Origin of the sequence: Streptomyces rimosus subsp. rimosus, assembly GCF_000720725.1 — a bacterium.
Classification (GTDB): domain Bacteria; phylum Actinomycetota; class Actinomycetes; order Streptomycetales; family Streptomycetaceae; genus Streptomyces; species Streptomyces rimosus_A.
Window position 1 is genome coordinate 52,065 of record NZ_JOCQ01000017.1, and the last position, 18,093, is coordinate 70,157.

At 74.3% G+C, this 18,093-nt stretch carries 3 protein-coding genes; all 3 read left to right on the forward strand.

Going from position 1 to position 18,093, the window contains the following annotated elements; genetic code table 11:
- The first annotated feature begins 1 nt into the window (after nucleotide 1).
- Genes IH45_RS1000000145185 through IH45_RS0111815 form a run of 3 tightly spaced genes read left to right on the forward strand, consistent with a single transcriptional unit; the run spans nucleotide 2 to nucleotide 17,966 of the window.
- Nucleotides 2-12,526, forward strand: a complete 12,525-nt coding sequence (locus IH45_RS1000000145185) for a non-ribosomal peptide synthetase (RefSeq protein ID WP_050514748.1) — start codon at nucleotides 2-4, stop codon at nucleotides 12,524-12,526.
- Nucleotides 12,527-12,562: 36 nt separating this feature from the next.
- Nucleotides 12,563-17,164, forward strand: coding sequence for a non-ribosomal peptide synthetase (locus tag IH45_RS1000000145190; protein ID WP_050514749.1), 4,602 nt, complete (start codon nucleotides 12,563-12,565; stop codon nucleotides 17,162-17,164).
- A gap of 49 nt (nucleotides 17,165-17,213) precedes the next feature.
- Nucleotides 17,214-17,966, forward strand: coding sequence for a thioesterase II family protein (locus tag IH45_RS0111815; RefSeq protein WP_050514750.1), 753 nt, complete (start codon nucleotides 17,214-17,216; stop codon nucleotides 17,964-17,966).
- Nucleotides 17,967-18,093: the final 127 nt, after the last annotated feature.

Consider the following 18,093-nt stretch of genomic DNA (forward strand, 5'->3'; position numbering starts at 1 on the left):
AATGGGTGAGCAGATGAACGGCGGGCAGCCGCTGGGCCCGGATGAACGGCTGGAACGGCAACTGGCCGGACGTGCGGACGCGGCGGGCGGCGGTGCGGGCGGACTGCGCGCGCTGGGCGATCTCCCCGACGCGCCTCTGTCGTTCGGGCAGGAACGACTGTGGTTCCTGCACGAGTTCCAGCCCGGCAGCGTCGAGTACACCTCGTCCATCGCGCTGCGGATGACCGGCCCGCTGCGCGTGGACGCGCTGCGCGCCGCACTCGGCGGTCTGGTCGCCCGGCACGAGCCGCTGCGTACGACATTCGCGACGACGAACGGGCGGGCGCACCAGGTCGTCCGCCCCGCGGCCGTCCCGGAGATCCAGCGGGCCGACCTCGGCGGGCTGCCCGTCGGGGAGCGCGAGGCGGAGCTGGACCGGCTGCTGCGCGCCGAACTCGGCACCCCCTTCGACCTCGCGGCGGGCCCGGTCCTGCGGGTCCTGCTCGTCGCGCTGGGCTGCGGCCCGGACGGCGCTCCGGAGCATGTGCTGTTCCTGAACATGCACCACATCGCGGCGGACGGCTGGTCGAAGGGCGTGCTGCTGGCGGAGCTGGGCGAGCTGTACGCCGCCGCCCTGGGGGGCCGTGACGCGGACCTCGCCCCGCTGCCGGTGTCCTACCGGGACTACGCGGTCTGGCAGCGCGAGCACTGCACCGAGGCCGAGCTGGACGCCCAGCTGGAGTACTGGAAAACCGAGCTGGACGGCGTCCCGGCGCTGGAGATGCCCACCGACCGGCCACGGCCGATGGTGCGGACGACGGTGGGCGCCCTGCACACGTTCGCGGTGCCCCGGGACGTGGCCGAGGGCCTGGACGCGGTGGGTGCCCGGTGCGGCGGCACCCTGTTCGCGGTGCTGACCGCCGCCACCCAGGTCCTGCTGGCGCGGCACAGCGGCCAGCGGGACGTGGCGCTGGGCACCGTATCGGTGGGCCGGGACCGCACCGAACTGGAGCCGCTGGTCGGCTTCTTCGTCAACACCCTGGTGCTGCGCGGCCGGATCGACCTGGAGCTGCCCTTCGACGAGCTGGTGGAGCGGACCACCGACCGGATCTGGGACGCGCTGGGCAACCAGGACATACCCTTCCACCGGCTGGTGGACGCGCTGGGGACCGAGCGCGACCCGAGCCGTACGCCGCTGGTGCAGGCGGCCCTCGTGCTCCAGAACGCCCCCGGCGGCGCGCCCGCCTTCCCGGGGCTGCGGGTGGCCGACTTCCGGCCGCCGTCGGTCTCCTCGATCTTCGACCTGACCGTGGAGTTCGCGCCGGACGCGGACGGCGGGCTGGCCGGGTCGGTCGAGTACAACACCGACCTGTTCGACGCCTCGACCATCGAGGCGCTGTGCGCCCGCCTGCTGGTGCTGCTCGCCGGGATCGCCGCCGACCCCGGCCGCGCCGTCGGCGACCTGCCGCTGCTGACCGACGCCGAGCACGCGGCGCTGACCACGGGCTGGGCCGAGAACCGCGCCGACTATCCCGCCGGTACGCCCGTCCACACCCTGGTCTCCGCACAGGCCGCCGCCACCCCCGACCGCATCGCGGTGACCGGCGCGGGCGACGGGCTGACCTACCGGGAGCTGGACGAGCGCTCCGGCAGGCTGGCGCGGCTGCTCCTGGACCGGGGCGCCGCGCCCGGCGACCACGTCGCCGTCTGCCTGCCGCGCGGCGCCGAGCTGGTCGTCGCCATGCTGGCCACGCTCAAGGCGGGCTGCGCGTATGTGCCGATCGCGGCGGACTACCCCGCCGACCGCATCGCGTTCGTCCTGGAGGACACCGCCGCGCCGCTGTGCCTGACCGAACGGCCGCTGCGCGACCGGCTCCCGGACGGCGGCACCCGGTACCTGTGCCTGGACGAGGAGACCGCGGCCCTCGCCGCGCTCCCGGCCGACGGCCCGCAGGTCACGGTGGGCGCCGACTCCGCCGCGTATGTCATCTACACCTCCGGCTCCACCGGGCGCCCCAAGGGCGTGGTGGTCGAGCACCGGTCGATCGTGCGGCTGATCAGCGGCCCCGACTACGCGCCGCTGGCCGCGGACGACGTGGTGGCCCAGGCCGCCGACGCCACCTTCGACGCCGCGACGTTCGAGGTGTGGGGGCCGCTGGCGGTGGGCGCGCGGATCGCCGTGATCCCGAAGGACGTACTGCTGGAGCCGCGGTCCTTCGCCCGCGCGCTGCAAGAGCACGGCGTGACCACGCTGTTCTTGACCACCGCGCTGTTCAACCAGGTGGTCGAGGTCGCGCCGGGTGCCTTCCGCGGCCTGCGCCACCTGCTGGTGGGCGGCGAGGCGCAGAGCCCACGGCGGGTCGCCCGGCTGCTCGCCGGGGAGCGGCCGGACCGCTTCGTCAACATCTACGGGCCGACCGAGACGACGACCTTCGCCACCTTCCAGGAGATCCACAGCACGGACGGCGTACGGGCCCTGCCCATCGGCCGCCCCATCCGCAACACCACCACCTACGTGCTGGACGAGCGGCAGCGGCCGGTACCGGCCGGCTCCCCCGGCGAGCTGTACATCGGCGGTCCCGGCGTCGCCCGCGGCTACCTGGGCCGCCCCGAACTGACCGAGGAGCGCTTCCTTCCGGCGCCGTTCTCCTCGGTCCCCGGCGAGCGCGTCTACCGCACCGGCGACCGGGTCCGCTGGCTGCCGGACGGCACGCTGGACTTCCTGGGCCGGGTGGACACCCAGGTCAAGGTGCGCGGTTACCGCATCGAGCCGGGCGAGGTCGAGGCCGTCCTCGAAGCCCACCCGGCGGTCGCCGCCGCGCTGGTCGTCGCCCGTACGGACGGCGAGCACAAGCGCCTGGTGGGCTACGTACGCCCGGAGCCCGGCGCGGCCCTCGACACGGCGGAGCTGCGGACGTTCGCCGAGGCCCGGCTGCCCGGCTACGCCGTGCCCTCCGCGCTGGTCACGCTGGACGAGTTCCCGCTGACCTCCAACGGCAAGGTGGACCAGCGGGCGCTGCCCGCGCCCGAGGAGCGGACCGAGGTGCGCGAGGGCTACCGGGCCCCGGCCGACGCCACCGAGGAAACCCTCGCGCAGGTGTGGTCCGACGTCCTGGGCGTGGACCGGGTGGGCGCCACGGACAACTTCTTCGAGCTGGGCGGGGACTCCATCCTGAGCATCCAAGTGGTGGCCAGGGCCCGGCAGGCCGGGCTGGCCATCAGCTCCCGGGACATCTTCTCCCGCCAGACGCTGGCCGACCTGGCACGCGCGGCCACCCCCGTGGCGGAGACCGGCGCTGAGGAGGCCGACGCCGACAACCAGACGCAGGACAGCGGACCAGCGCCGCTCACCCCCGTACAGCGCTGGTTCTTCGACCACCACACCGTCCGCCCCGCGCACTTCAACCAGTCGGTGCTGCTCACCCTGCCCGCGGAGGTGGACGAGCGGGCGCTGTCGCAGGCGTTCCGGCACGTCGTACGGCGGCACGACGCCCTGCGTACCCGCTTCACGACGGTGGACGGCCGACTGGTCCAGCAGGGCCCCGGCCGGGACGCCCCGGAGCCGGACATCGAGCGGATCACGCTCGGCGAGGCCGCGCCCGAGGAGCGCGACGCGGCCCTGCGCCAGCTGTCCGAGGCGGCACAGGCCGGACTCGACCCCGAGCGGGGCGAGCTGCTGCGCTGCCTGCTGTTCGACCGCGACGCCCGGGACCGGCCGCGGCTCCTGCTGACCGTGCACCACCTCGCGGTGGACGGCGTCTCGTGGCGCATCCTGCTGGACGACCTGGAGACCGCGTACCGGCAGGCGGTGAGCGGTGCAGCGATCGACCTCGGCAGGGCGTCAACGCCGTATCTGACGTGGGCGCGGAGGCTGGCGGAACACGCCGAACAGGGTGGGTTCCAGGGCGAGTTGGAGTACTGGGCCGGGGTTGCGGACGTCACCACGGCCGGTCTTCCCACCGACCACGACGGCCGCAACACCTTCGGGGTCACCCGTGAGGCGCACGCGGGGCTGGACGAGCGGCGTACCCGGCAGCTGCTCCAGGACGTGCCCAAGGTCTACCGCACCCAGGTCAACGACATCCTGCTCACCGCGCTCGGCCGCGCGCTGGCCCGGCACACCGGGCAGGACCGCACCCTCATCACGCTGGAGGGGCACGGCCGCGAGGAGGTCCTGCCGGGCACCGACATCTCGCGTACCGTCGGCTGGTTCACCTCGGTCTTCCCCCTCGTCCTGGAGTCCCCGGCGGACCGGCCGTGGCGCGACCTGGTACTGGGCACCAAGGAGCGGCTGCGGGCCGTACCGCACCGCGGCTTCGGTTACGGGCCGCTCCGCTACCTCGCCGCGGACACCGCGCAGCGCGAGGCGCTGGCCGCCGGACCGCGGCCGCAGGTCAGCTTCAACTACCTCGGCCAGTGGTCGGACGGCACCACCGGAAGCGCGCTCTACCGCGAGCAGCTTTTCGACTACGGGCAGGAGCACAGCCCGGAGGAGGAGCGCCCGCACCTCATCGACATCACCGGCGAAGTACGCGACGGGCGGCTGACGTTCACCGTGTACTACTCCTCCGAGCTGCACGACCGGGCGACCGCCCAGGCGCTGGCCGACGGGCTGGCCGCCGCGCTGGACGAGCTGGTCGAGCACTGCCTGCGCCCCGGCGCGGGCGGCGCGGTGCCCGGTGACTTCCCGCTCGTGGCGCTCGACCAGGCCGCCGTGGACACGCTGGTGCCGCCGGGTTCGGCCGTCGAGGACATCTACCCGCTCACGCCGATGCAGTCCGGCATGCTCTACCACGCCCTCAACCAGCCCACCGGCGGCGCCTATTCCGACCAGGTCAGCTTCCTGCTGGAGGGCGTGGACGACATCCGGGCGCTCGGCGCGGCCTGGCAGTACGTGGTGGACCGCAATCCGGCGCTGCGCACCCGGCTGCGGTGGCAGGGCGTACCGCAGCCCGTGCAGATCGTCGACCGTGAAGCCACCTTGGACGTCCGCTACCTGGACTGGACGGACACCGACGCGGCCGGGCGGAAGCGTCGGCTGGACGAGCTGACCGCCGCCGAGCAGCAGGCCGGCATCGACCTGACCCGGGCGCCGCTGATGCGCGTGGTGCTCGCCCAGGAGCGGGCGGGCGCGGTGCGGGTCGTGTGGAGCTTCCACCATGTCGTCCTCGACGGCTGGAGCACGTCCCACCTGTTCGGCGACGTGTTCGCCCGCTACCGCGCGCTGGCCGACGGCGGCACCACCCCGGCAGCACCCGAGCCGCAACGCCCGCCCTTCCGGGACTACGTGGCCTGGCTCGGCCGACAGGACCCCGCAGCGGCGGAGAAGCACTGGCGGGCGGCGCTGGCGGGCCTGTACGCGCCCACCCCCTTGCCGTACGGGCAGAGCCTGCCGCCCGGCCACCAGTCGGAGTCCTCGGCCCAGGTCCGGGTCGAGCTGACCCGTGCCGAGACCGAGGCGCTGACCACGGCCGTCCGCACCCAGCGGCTGACCCTGAACACCGCCGTGCAGGGCGCCTGGGCGATGCTGCTCGCGCGCCACGCGGGCACCGAGGACGTGTGCTTCGGGTCCACCGTCGCCGGCCGCCCCACCGGCCTGCCGGGCGCGGATGCCGTGGTCGGCAACTTCCTCAACACCCTGCCGGTACGCACCCGCGTCACCGCCTCCGACCGGCTGGCCGACTGGCTGCGCGGCCTCCAGGAGGCACAGGTCGCGGCGCGCGACTTCGAGTACGCCGCGCTCGGGCAGATCCAGGGCTGGAGCGACGTGCCGCGCGCCACCGCGCTGTTCCACACGGTGGTGGTCTTCGAGAACTACCCGGCCAACGACACGGCCGCCGAGCGCAGCGGCCTGTGGCTGCGCGAGCTGTCCGCGGTGGACACCACCAGCTTCCCGCTGGATCTGACCGCCTTCACCGACGACGGCGAACTCGTCCTCCAGCTCTCCTACGACCCCGCGCTCTACGGGCATGCGCAGGCGGAGAGCCTGGCCGACCAGCTGCTGGCGCTGCTGAACGGCCTCGCCGCCGACCCCGGTCAGCAGGTGGGCGACGTACCCATGCTGTCGCCGGCCGAACGGGACCGCGTCGTCCACGAGTGGAACCGCGGCACGGTGCCGTGGCAGGAACTGTGCCTGCACGAGCTGGTCGCCGAGCGGGCCCGGCGCACACCGGACGCCGACGCGGTCGTCTTCGAGGACCAGGTGATCGGTTACGCCGCGCTGGAGGCCCGCGCCAACCAGCTGGCCCACCACCTGATGGACCTCGGCGTCGGCCCGGAGACCGTGGTCGGCGTCTGTGTGGAACGCGGCCCGGACATGGTCACCGCGGCCCTCGGCGTCCTCAAGGCCGGCGGCGCCTTCCTGCCGTTGGACCCCGGGCACCCCGCCGAGCGGCACCGGCAGGTGCTGCGGGACAGTGCCGCCGCCGTGCTGCTCACGCAGGACGCCGTGGCGGACCGGCTGCCGCTGTGCGACGCGACGGTGCTGCGCCTGGACGGCGAGTGGGACGCCATCGGGCAGTGGCCCACCCACGCGCCGGCCGTCGAGGTCACCCCGGACAGCCTCGCGTACGTGATCTACACCTCGGGCTCCACCGGCCGCCCCAAGGGCGTCATGGTCGAACACCGTAGCCTGAGTCAGGCGGTGGCCGCCTGGGGCCGGGTCTACGGCGTCGAGGACCGCCCGGCGCGCCAGCTCAACCTGGCGAGCATGGCCTTCGACGTGTTCGTCTCCGACCTCGGGCACGCGCTCGCCCACGGCGGGGCACTGGTGATCTCCCCGTCGGCGGTCACCACCGACCCGCCCCGGCTGTTCGACCTGATGGAGCGGGCCCGGGTCACCCACCTGGAGACCGTGCCGTCGCTCGCCGGCGCGCTCCTGGAGGAGGCCGAGCGGACCGGCCGCACCTTCCCGCCGCTGCGCTACCTCGTCGTCGGCTCGGACAACTGGCGTACGGAGGACTGCCGCCGGCTGCTGGACCGGGTCTCCCCCGGCACCGTCGTGCTCAACAGCTACGGCGTGACCGAGGCGACCGTCGAGTCGTCGGTCTTCCGTGCGGAGCGGGAGGCGCTGCCCGCCACCGCCTCGGTGCCGATCGGCCGGCCGATCCCCGGCGCCCGGATGTACGTCCTGGACGCCGGTATGCGGCCGGTGCCGGCCGGAGTGGTCGGCGAGCTGTTCATCGGCGGGCCCGGCGTGGCCAGGGGCTACCTGAACCGCCCCGACCTGACCGAGGAGCGCTTCCTGCGCGACCCGTTCGCCGTGGACGCGGAGGGGGCCCGGCTGTACCGGACCGGCGACCGGGCCCGGTTCCTGCCCGGCGGGGACATCGAATTTCTCGGCCGGTCCGACGACCAGGTCAAGATCCGCGGCTTCCGGGTCGAGCTGGCCGAGATCGAGAGCGCCGTCCAGCGGTTCCCGGGCATCGCCGACGCCGCGGCCGCGATCCGCCCGGAGGCCGGTGGCAGCGGGCTGACCTGCTACGTGGTCCCCGCGGCAGATGCCGCACCCGACCTCGCGGCGCTCCGTGAGCGGCTGGGCGGCCTGCTGCCCCGGCACATGGTGCCGCAGGTGTTCGTCCCGCTGGAGCGGCTGCCGCTGAACGCCAACGGCAAGGTGGACCGCCGCGCCCTGCCCGCCCCGCCCGCGCCCGCCGGACGCCCCGCCGCGCGCACCGCGCCCCGTACCCCCGCGGAGGAGACCCTCGCCGCGGTGTGGGCCGAGGTGTTCCGGGTGCCGTCGGTGGGCGTCGAGGACAACTTCTTCGACCTGGGCGGCGATTCGATCCTCAGCATCCAGGTCGTCTCCCGGGCCCGCGAGGCGGGCCTGAAGGTCTCGTCCCAGGACATCTTCAGTCACCAGACCGTCGCCGAACTCGCCTCGGTGGTGGCCGCCCGCGAACCGGAGGAGAAGGCAGACGTGAGTACGGAGCCGGTCGTCGGAAAGGTGCCGCTGACCCCCATTCAGCGCACGTTCTTCCGCCGGCACACCATCGCCCCCCACCACTGCACGATGTCCGTGCTGGCCGAGCTGGCGGAGCCGCCGTCCACGGACGCCCTGCAAGCGGCCCTGGACGCCCTGCTGGACCACCACGACGCCCTGCGCACCCGCTTCACCTCGGTGTACGGCCGCTGGCAGCAGGAGATCCCCGCCCCGGGCGACCGGTGGCCGCTGGAGCGGATCGCGCTGGGCGACGCCGGTGACGCGGCCGTGGAGAAGGCGGCCGCCGCCGCGCAGGGCGGACTCGACCTGAGCGAGGGGCCGTTGGTACGGGCCCTGCTCCTCGACCGGGGTGAGCGCACCCCGCTGCTCTTCCTGACCGCCCACCACCTCGTCGTGGACGCGGTGTCCTGGCAGGTGCTCCTCGCCGACCTGGAGCGCGGCTACCGGCAGGCGGCCGACGGCGGCCCGGTCGACCTCGGACCGAAGAGCGCGTCGTTCCTGCAGTGGTCGCGGCGGCTGTCGGAGCACACCGTCGCGGGCGGCTTCGACGCGGAGCTGGACCACTGGGCAGGTGTGGCGCAGCGGGCCGAGGCCGGGCTCCCGGCCGACGCCTCCGGTACGCCGACCGTCGCCTCGGTGGCGAGCGTACGGGTGCGCCTGGACGCCACGGACACCGAGGCGCTGCTGCGGGAGGTCCCGTCGGTCTACCGCACACAGGTCAACGACGTCCTGCTGTCCGCCCTCGGCCGGGTGCTGGCCGACTGGACCGGACGCGACGCCGTGCTGATCGACCTGGAGGGCCACGGCCGCGAGGAGCTGTTCGGCGACCTGGAGACCGGCGCCACCGTCGGCTGGTTCACCAGCAGCTTCCCAGTGGCCCTGGACACTTCGGCCGGGGACGGCTGGGGCGCGCTGCTGCGGTCCGTCAAGGAGCAGCTGCGGGCGGTGCCGGGGCGCGGCATCGGCTACGGCGCGCTGCGCCACCTCAGCCCCGCCGGTGCCCCGGCCGAGGTGCTGGCCGAGGGCCCGCAGGCCCAGGTCGGCTTCAACTACCTCGGTCAGCTGCCCGGCGCGCCGGGCCGCGACGGCGCCCTGCTGCGCGATGTCCGGCTGGGCTTCGGCACCGAGCTGTCGCCTGCCGAGAAGCTGGAGTACGGGCTGGACATCGTGGCCTGGGTGCGGGACGGGCAGCTGGAGTTCGAGCTGTTCCACTCCACCGAGGTGCACCACGCCTCGACCGTCATGCGGCTGGGTGAGGCGCTGCTGACGGCGCTGCGCGCGCTCGTGGCGCACTGCCGGGACGTGAGCGGCAAGGCGGCCGGTGCCACGCCGTCCGACTTCCCGCTGGCCCGCGTCGACCAGCAACTGCTGAACAAGCTCGCCGACGACGGCGGCCCCCTGGCGGACCTCTACCCGGTCACGCCGATGCAGCACGGCCTGCTGTTCCACAGCCTGACCGAGGAGGGCGACAGCGTCTACGTGGGCCAGCTGTCGTTCGTCCTGGACGGCGGGGTGGACACCGACGCGTTCGCGGCGGCCTGGCAGCGTGCGGCCGAGCGCACACCGATGCTGCGCACCGCGGTGACCTGGGAGGAGACCGCGGAACCGCTCCAGGTCGTACGGGAGCGGGTGCAGGTGCCGGTGGAGCGGCGCGACCACAGCGCGCTGTCCGCCCAGGACGCCGCCCGCGCGCTGGAGGAATTCCTCGCCGAGGACCGCGCCCGGGGCATCGACCTGACGTCCGCGCCGCTGATGCGGCTGACGCTGGTCTCCGAGCCGGACGGCGGGCTGCGGGTGGTGTGGACCTCGCACCACCTGCTGCTGGACGGCTGGAGCACGGCCGAGCTGATCTCCGACGTACTGGACCACTACCTGCTGCTGACCGGGCACGAGCGGCCCGAGCCCGCCACCCGGCCGCCGTTCCGCGATTACGTGGAATGGCTGGGCCGCCAGGACCTGGCGGAGGCCGAGCGGTACTGGAAGCACCTGCTGGACGGCTTCACGGCGCCCACCCCGCTGCCGGTCGACCACCGGTCGCAGGACACCGTACGGGCGGGCACCGAGGCCGCCGCGCGCTTCCAGCTCGACGCGGAGACGACCGCGCGGCTGGACGCGCTGGCCCGGCAGCACCGGCTGACCACCAACACCCTCGCGCAGGGCGCCTGGGCACTGCTGCTGTCCCGGTACGCGGGCGAGCAGCAGGTGTGCTTCGGCTCCGCCGTCTCCGGGCGCCCGGCCGACCTGCCCGGCGCCGAGTCGATGATCGGGCTGTTCATCAGCAACCTGCCGGTACGGGCCACCGTCCCGGACGACCGGCCGCTGCTGGAATGGCTCGCCGAGCTCCAGCGCGGCCAGGTCGCCGCCCGGCAGCACGAGTACGTCTCGCTCGCCCAGATCCGCGGCTGGGCCGACCTGCCCGCCGGGGTGGACCTGTTCGACAGCTATGTGGTCTTCGAGAACTACCCGTACGACGGCGAGATGGGCGCCGAGGGCGGCCTGCGCATCCGCGACGTGCGCTCCCACGAGCCCACCAGCTACGCCATGGTGCTCGCGGTGTTCGCCGGCGACCGGCTGTCCTTCCGGCTCGCCTACGACCCGGCCCTCTTCGAGGAGCGCACCGCCGCCCGGGTCACCGCCGACCTGCGGGCGCTGCTGGAGGACATCGCCCGCGATCCGCACCGTACGCCGCGGGAGTTCGACGCGCTGAGCGACGGGCACCGCGCCGAGCTGCTGACCCGCCACAACGCGACCGGCACCGAGCTGCTGAGCGAGCTGCCGGTGGCCCGGCAGTTCGCCGCGCAGGCGGCCCGCACTCCGGGGGCGACCGCGCTGGTCCACGAGGGGGGTCGGCTGTCCTTCGGCGAGCTGGACCGCCGGGCCAACCGGCTGGCGCACCACCTCCTGTCCCTCGGTGCCGGCCCCGAGGAGACGGTCGCCGTCTGCCTCGACCGCGGCGCCGACCTGATCGTGTCCCTGCTCGCGGTCCTCAAGGCGGGCGCGGTGTACGCGCCGCTGGACCCGGCGGCGCCCGGACGGCGTACCGCGTACCTGCTGGAGGACATCCGGCCGCGGCTGCTGGTGACCAGCGAGCCGGTCGCCTCGGCGCTGCCGCCCGCGCCCGGCGCCACCACGGTGGTGCGCCTGGACGCCGACCGGCAGGCCGTGGCGGCGCGCCCGGACACCGCGCCCGAGGTGACCGTGGCGCCCGGCGACGCCGCGTACATCATCCACACCTCCGGCTCCACCGGGCGTCCCAAGGGCGTGGTGGTGGAGCACCGCGGCCTGGCCAACCTGCTGGACAGCCACCGGCGTACGGTCTTCGGGCCGCTCCAGGAGGCCAACGGCGGCAGGCCCCTGCGCGTCGCCCACCTGGCGCCGGCCTCCTTCGACGCCTCGTGGAACCCGGTGCTGTGGCTGGTCGCCGGGCACGAACTGCACCTGGTGCCGGACGCGGTGCGCCGGGACGCGCACGCCCTGACGGCGTACCGCGCGGCGGAGCGGATCGACTTCCTCCAGACCACCCCGTCGTACTTCCAGCAGCTGGTGGAGACCGGCCTGCTGGCGGACGGGGACCACCCGCTGCGCGGCGTGGCGCTGGGCGGCGAGGCGGTCTCCGAGGGCCTGTGGGAGTCGCTGCGCGCCCGGGAGGACCTGATCAGCTTCAACTTCTACGGTCCCACCGAGGCCACCGTGGACGCGCTGATCACCAGAATCGCGGACAGCCCCGTACCGCTGCTCGGCCGCCCCGTGCAGAACACCCGCGCCTACGTCCTCGACGCGGCGGGGCACCTGGCTCCCGTCGGCGCCCCCGGTGAACTGCACCTGGCCGGTGACGGCCTGGCCCGCGGCTATCTGAACCGGCCCGAACTGACCGACCGGGCCTTCGGCCCCGCACCGTTCGACCCCGCGGAACGGCTCTACCGGACCGGCGACCGGGTGCGGCGGCTGGCCGACGGCCGTATCGCGTTCCTCGGCCGGGCCGACGACCAGGTCAAGCTGCGCGGCTACCGCATCGAGCCGGGCGAGATCTCCGCGACGCTGGACGGGCACCCGGCGGTTGCCGAGTCGGTGGTGGTGGTCCGCGGCGAGGGCGACCGGCGGCAGCTGGTTGCGTACTTCACGCACCGGGGCGCCGGTGACGCCGTACCCGCCGCGCCGGAGCTGGTGGGTTACCTGGCCGAGCGGCTGCCCGCGTATCTGATCCCGGCCGCGTTCGTCGCGCTCGACGCCTTCCCGCTCACCCGGCACGGCAAGGTGGACCGGGACGCGCTGCCCGAGCCGGAGGCCGGGCGGGCGGACGACGCCGGCCGTGTCGCGCCGCGCAACGAGACCGAACGGCTGGTCGCGCAGATCTGGGCGGAGACCCTGGGCGTCGCGGACGTCGGGGCCCACGACAGCTTCTTCGAGCTGGGCGGGCAGTCCCTGACCAGCGTCAAGGCGCTCACCCGTATCCGCAAGACCTTCGGGGTGCGCCTCGCGTTCCGCAGTCTGCTGGACACGCCCACCGTCTCCGGGGTGGCCCGGATGATCGAGGACAGCCTGCTGGAACAGCTGGAGAAAGAGGCCGCCGAGGCCGCGGGCGACGCCGTACCGGCGGCGGAGTAGCGGCGGTGCCGCAGTCACGGAAAGGAGTGTCACCCGATGTCCCCCTCGCATGAGGAACGCATAGCGGCGCTGCCCGAGCACCTGCAGGCGCTGCTGCGCAGCAGGCTCTCCGGCGCCGCCGGGACCGACGAGGCCCCCGAGGCCGACGCGGTCCGCCCGGTGCCGCGCGGCGGCCCGCTGCCCATGTCCTTCGCCCAGCAACGCATGTGGTTCCTCCAGGAGTTCGACCCGCTGGCGGTCGGCTACAACTCCTGCTTCGCGCTCCGGCTGCGCGGCACGCTGGACACCTCCGCGCTGCACCGGGCGGTGAACGCGGTGGTGGCCCGCCACGAGTCGCTGCGCACCACCTTCGACTCCGTCGACGGGACACCCGTGCAGATCCCGCACGCGCTGGTCCCCATCGACCTGCCGGTGACGGAGCTGACCTGCGCCGATCCTCTCGAACGCGAGCAGGATCTGCGTACGGCGGTGGAGCGGGAGAGCGCCCGCCCGTTCGACCTGCGGACCGGTCCGCTGCTGCGGACCCTGCTGGTACGGGCGGGCGAGCAGGACCACGTGCTGGTGCTGAGTCTCCACCACATCATTCACGACGGCTGGTCGCTGGGACTGTTCACCCGGCAGCTCGGTGAGGCGTACGACACCGCGCTCTCCGGCGGCGACCCGCACGTCGCGCCCGCCTCCGTGCAGTACGCGGACTTCGCCGTACGGCAGCGGGAGCGGATGTCGGGCGGCGCCCTGGACGACTCGCTCGCGTACTGGAAGCAGCAGCTGGACGGGGTCGCCCCGCTCCAGCTGCCCACCGACCGGCCGCGGCCCCCGGTGCTGTCGGGGGCGGGCGGCGCGCACCTCTTCGAGGTGCCCGCCGACGTGGTCGCGGGCCTGCGCACGCTGACCGCGCAGACCGGCACCACCCTCTTCATGACGCTGACCGCCGCGGCCCAGCTGCTGCTGGCCCGCTACTCCCGCCAGGAGGACATCGCCGTCGGCACGCCGGTGGCCGGCCGCGGCGGCAGCGGCGAACTGGACGAGCTGATCGGCTGCTTCCTCAACACGCTCGTGCTGCGCGGCCAGGTCGAACTGGACCTGTCCTTCCGGGAGTTCCTGCTGCGCACCCGCGAGACCGTGCTGACCGCCTTCAGTCACGAGGAGGTGCCGTTCGAGCAGATCGTGGACGCGGTGCAGCCGGACCGCGACCCGAGCCGGATGCCGCTGGCCCAGGTCCTGGTCGTCCTCCAGAACATGCCCGAGGCGACACTGGAGCTGTCCGGGCTGACGGTGGAGGTGCTGCAGCTCCCCCAGGCCAGCACCGGCTTCGACCTCGTCTGGGCCTTCGAGGAGCGGCCCGGCGGCACGCTGTGGGCGGCGGCCGAGTACAGCGCGGACCTCTTCGACGCGGAGACGGTGCACCGGATGTCCGGCCACCTGGTGAACCTGCTCCGGTCGGTGGCCGAGGCGCCGGACTCCCGCATGGGGCGGCTCGGCCTGCTGAGCCCGGCCGAGCACGAGCGGCTGACCCGCGGCTGGGCCCGCAACCCGCTGCCGCCCGCCGAGGCCGGGCCGGTGCACGCCATGGTGGCCCGCCGCGCCGCCGAGCGCCCCGACGCGGTCGCGGTGCGCTGCGGGGACCGGCGGCTGACGTACGGGGAGCTGGACGCCGGGGCCAACCGGCTGGCCCGCCGCCTGGGCACCGAGGGCGTCCGGCCCGGGGACGTGGTCGGCGTGTGCTGCGAGCGCGGCCCCGACCAGGTGCTGGCCACGCTCGCCGTGCTGAAGGCCGGTGCCGCGTTCCTGCCGCTGCACCCGGCCTTCCCGGCCGCCCGCCGGGCCCTGATGCTCACCGAGACCGGCGCGTCCCTGGTGCTGACCGGGACCGCGCTGCTCGACGGGTTCGCCGACGGCGGGGTACGGACGCTCGCCGTCGACGCCGAACGGTCCCGGCTCGCCGCGTACGACGCCACCGAGCCGGACACCGCCCGTACGGACCCGGCGGACCTGGCCTACATCATCTACACCTCGGGCTCCACCGGTACGCCCAAGGGCGTGCTGCTGCGGCACGGGGGCCTGGCCAACATGATCGACACGTCCCGGCGGAAGCTGGACGTGGGGCCGGGCATGACGGTGTGCCAGCTGTCCGCGCCGAGCTTCGACGGCGCGGTCTGGGAGACGTTCACCGGCCTCGCCTCGGGCGCCGTGCTGGCGCTGCCGGACGACCCGGCCGAGGCGCTCGGCTCCGCGCAGATCACCCGGCTGGCCGACGGGCGGCCCACGGTGCTCAGCCTGCCCCCGGCCGCGCTGGCCGCGGTGGAACCGCGGGCGCTGCCCGGCGGGTCGGTGATCCTCGCGGTGGGCGACCGCTGCCCCGCCGACCTGGCCCGTACGTGGTCGCGGGCCCACCGCTTCATCAACGGCTACGGGCCGACCGAGAACAGCGTCGGCGCCACCATGTACGAGGGCGACGGGACCGAGCGCGCCGACGCGGCGGACCGCCTGCCGATCGGGCGCCCGCTGCCCAACGTCGAGGTGTACGTCCTGGACGCCTTCGGCAACCCGGTGCCCACCGGGGTGACCGGTGAGATCCACCTCGGCGGCGCCCAGGTCGCCGCCGGCTACCTGGGGCGCCCCGACCTCACCGCGCGGCGCTTCGTCGCGCACCCCTTCGATGACGCCCCCGAGGCCCGGCTCTACCGGACCGGGGACCTGGCCGCCTGGCTGCCCGACGGGAAGCTGGACTTCCGCGGGCGGGTGGACGACCAGGTCAAGATCCGCGGCTTCCGGATCGAGCCGGGCGAGATCGAGGCCGCGATGGCGCGCCACCCGCAGGTGTCCCAGGCGGCGGTCGTGGTGCGCTCGGGCCCGCGCGGCAAGCGGCTGGCGGGCTACGTCGTACCGGCGTCCGGCGAGGGCACGTCGCTGGCGGCGGAGGTGCACGAGCTGCTGTCCGGCGAACTGCCTGCCTTCATGGTGCCGAGCACCCTGACCGTACTGCCGGAGCTGCCGCTGACCACCAACGGCAAGGTGGACCGGGCCGCCCTCCCGGAGGAGCAGCCGGGCGACGGGCGACCGGTGACGCGGCCCAGCGGCCCGGTGGAGACCGCGCTGGCCGAGGTCTTCGCGTCCGTGCTGGGCGTCGGGGAGGTGGGCGCGGACGACGACTTCTTCGCACTGGGCGGTGACTCGATCCTGTCCACCCAGGTCGTCACGCGCGCCCGGCAGGTCGGGCTGCGGATCACCACCAAGGAGCTGTTCCGGTTCAAGACCGTCGCCGGGCTCGCCCGGGTGGCGCGTGCCGAGGACGCCGCGGACGGCACCGACGACGATGCCCACCGGACCGGGCCGGTGCCACTGACCCCGGTACAGCACTGGTTCTTCGCCCACCACACCGTCAACCCGCACCACTTCAACCAGTCGGTGCTGCTGGAGCTGGTCCCCGGGGCCGACGTCGAGGCGCTGCGCCGCGCGCTGGGGCTGCTCATGGAACGCCACGACGCTCTGCGGACCCGCTTCCTGTACGAGAACGGGGGCTGGCGGCAGGAGATCGGTGCCGAGGCGGACGGACGCTGGCACTTCCGGCAGGTGGACCTGGCCGGCCTGGACGAGGCGGGCGCGGACGCGCGGACCGAGGAGGAGACCGTCGCCGCGCAGCGCGGGCTGCACCTGACCGACGGACCGCTGGTACGGGCCGTCCTCTTCGACCGCGGCCCCGGACGCTCCCTCCAACTGTTCTTGACCGTGCACCACTTGGTCGTGGACGGGGTGTCCTGGCGCGTGCTGCTGGACGACCTGCGCCGGGCGTACACCCGGCTCGCCGCCGGACAGGACGCCGACCTGGGTCCGCGCAGCACCTCCTTCGGGCAGTGGGCGCACCGGCTGCGCGAGCACACCGCCACCGGCGGGTTCGACGACGAACTGGCCTACTGGCAGGGCCTTCCCGTGGCCGACGGTCCACCGGAGGACACCGGCACCTTCGCCGGGCGCCGCACCGTGCACGACGGTCTCGACGCGGCCGACACCGAGGTGCTGCTGCGGCGGGTGCCGGGCGTGCTGCGGGCCAAGGTGGACGAAGTGCTGCTGGCCGTGCTCGGCCAGGCGCTCAGCGGCTGGGACGGCACCGGGCCGACGCTCGTGGACCTGGAGGGGCACGGCCGGGAGGACATCCTGGACGGTGTGGACCTCAGCGCCACCGTCGGCTGGTTCACCACCATCTACCCCGTCGCGCTCGACGTGCCCAAGGACGCGGCGCCCAAGGACGCCGTACGCGCCGTCAAGCGCCGGCTGCGCACGCTGCCCCGGCACGGGATCGGGTACGGCGCGCTGCGCCACCTGACGTCCGGTACGGGTCCAGGCGGACCGGCCCTGCCGCCCGCCCACGCGCGGATCGCCTTCAACTACCTCGGGCAGTGGGACGGCCAGCTCCCCGACGGCGACGCCCTGGTGGCGCGCCACCTCGACCACGGCGGTCACGACCACGAACCGGCCGAACGGCGGCTGTACGAGCTGGAGATCGCCGCCGCGGTCGAGAACGGCCGGCTCGACCTGAGCTGCGCCTACTCCCCCGCCCGGCACGACGCGGCGGTGGTCGCCGGTCTGCTGCGGACGGTCGCCGACGGCCTCAGGGAGCTGGTGCGCTCGTGCGTCTGACCCGCTCCGGCCCCTTGACACGACAGTTCACACGACAGGAAGACGCCTCATGACGACTCCCCACCCGTGGCTGGTGACCCCCGCCAAGCGTCCCGCCGCGGGAACCCGGCTGGTCTGCCTGCCGCACGCCGGCGGCAGCGCCAGCTTCTACCGGCGCTGGGCCCAGCACCTGGACTGCGGCGTCGAGTTGCAGATCGTCCAGTACCCCGGCCGGGAGGAACGGGTCGGCGAACCATTCCTCACCGACCCGGAGGCGCTGGTCGGGGCCGTCGCCGGGGCCGTGCTGGAGACGGCGCGGCCGGAGGTCGAGACGGTGCTGTTCGGCCACAGCATGGGAGCGCTGATCGGGTACGAGACGGTCCGCGCCCTGGCGGCGGACGGTCTGCGCGTGGACCGGCTGTTCGTCTCCGGCCAGGCGGCCCCGGACGAGCGGATCGGCCGGGAGCCCGCCACGGCGCTGTCCGACGACGCCATCCTGCGCGAGGTCGAGACGCACGGCGGCACGCAGATGAGCGTCTTCGACGACCCGGAGATCCGGGAGATGGTGCTGCCGATCCTGCGCAACGACTATTTCCTGATCGACTCCTACAGCCCGCGCGAGACGCCCCCGGTCGACGCCTCGGTCATCGCGCTCGCCGGCGAGCGGGACACCAGCGTCAGCGTGGCGCGGGTGCGGCGGTGGGAGGGCGTGGCCGGCAAGGAGTTCCATCTGCACACCTTCCCCGGCGGGCACTTCTTCCTGGCCGAGCAGCGCGCGCAGGTCATCACGGTGCTGCACCGGTACCTGCGCACCGGGGCCTGAGAACAGGGCGCACAGCACAGTCGGCACCCGAATGCCGGCACATTGAGCGAGAACTGAATGACGCACTCCGGGCGGCGCCGCACCGAGCGAATTGCGGCGCCGTCCGGAGTGCTGCCGTTTTCCGCAA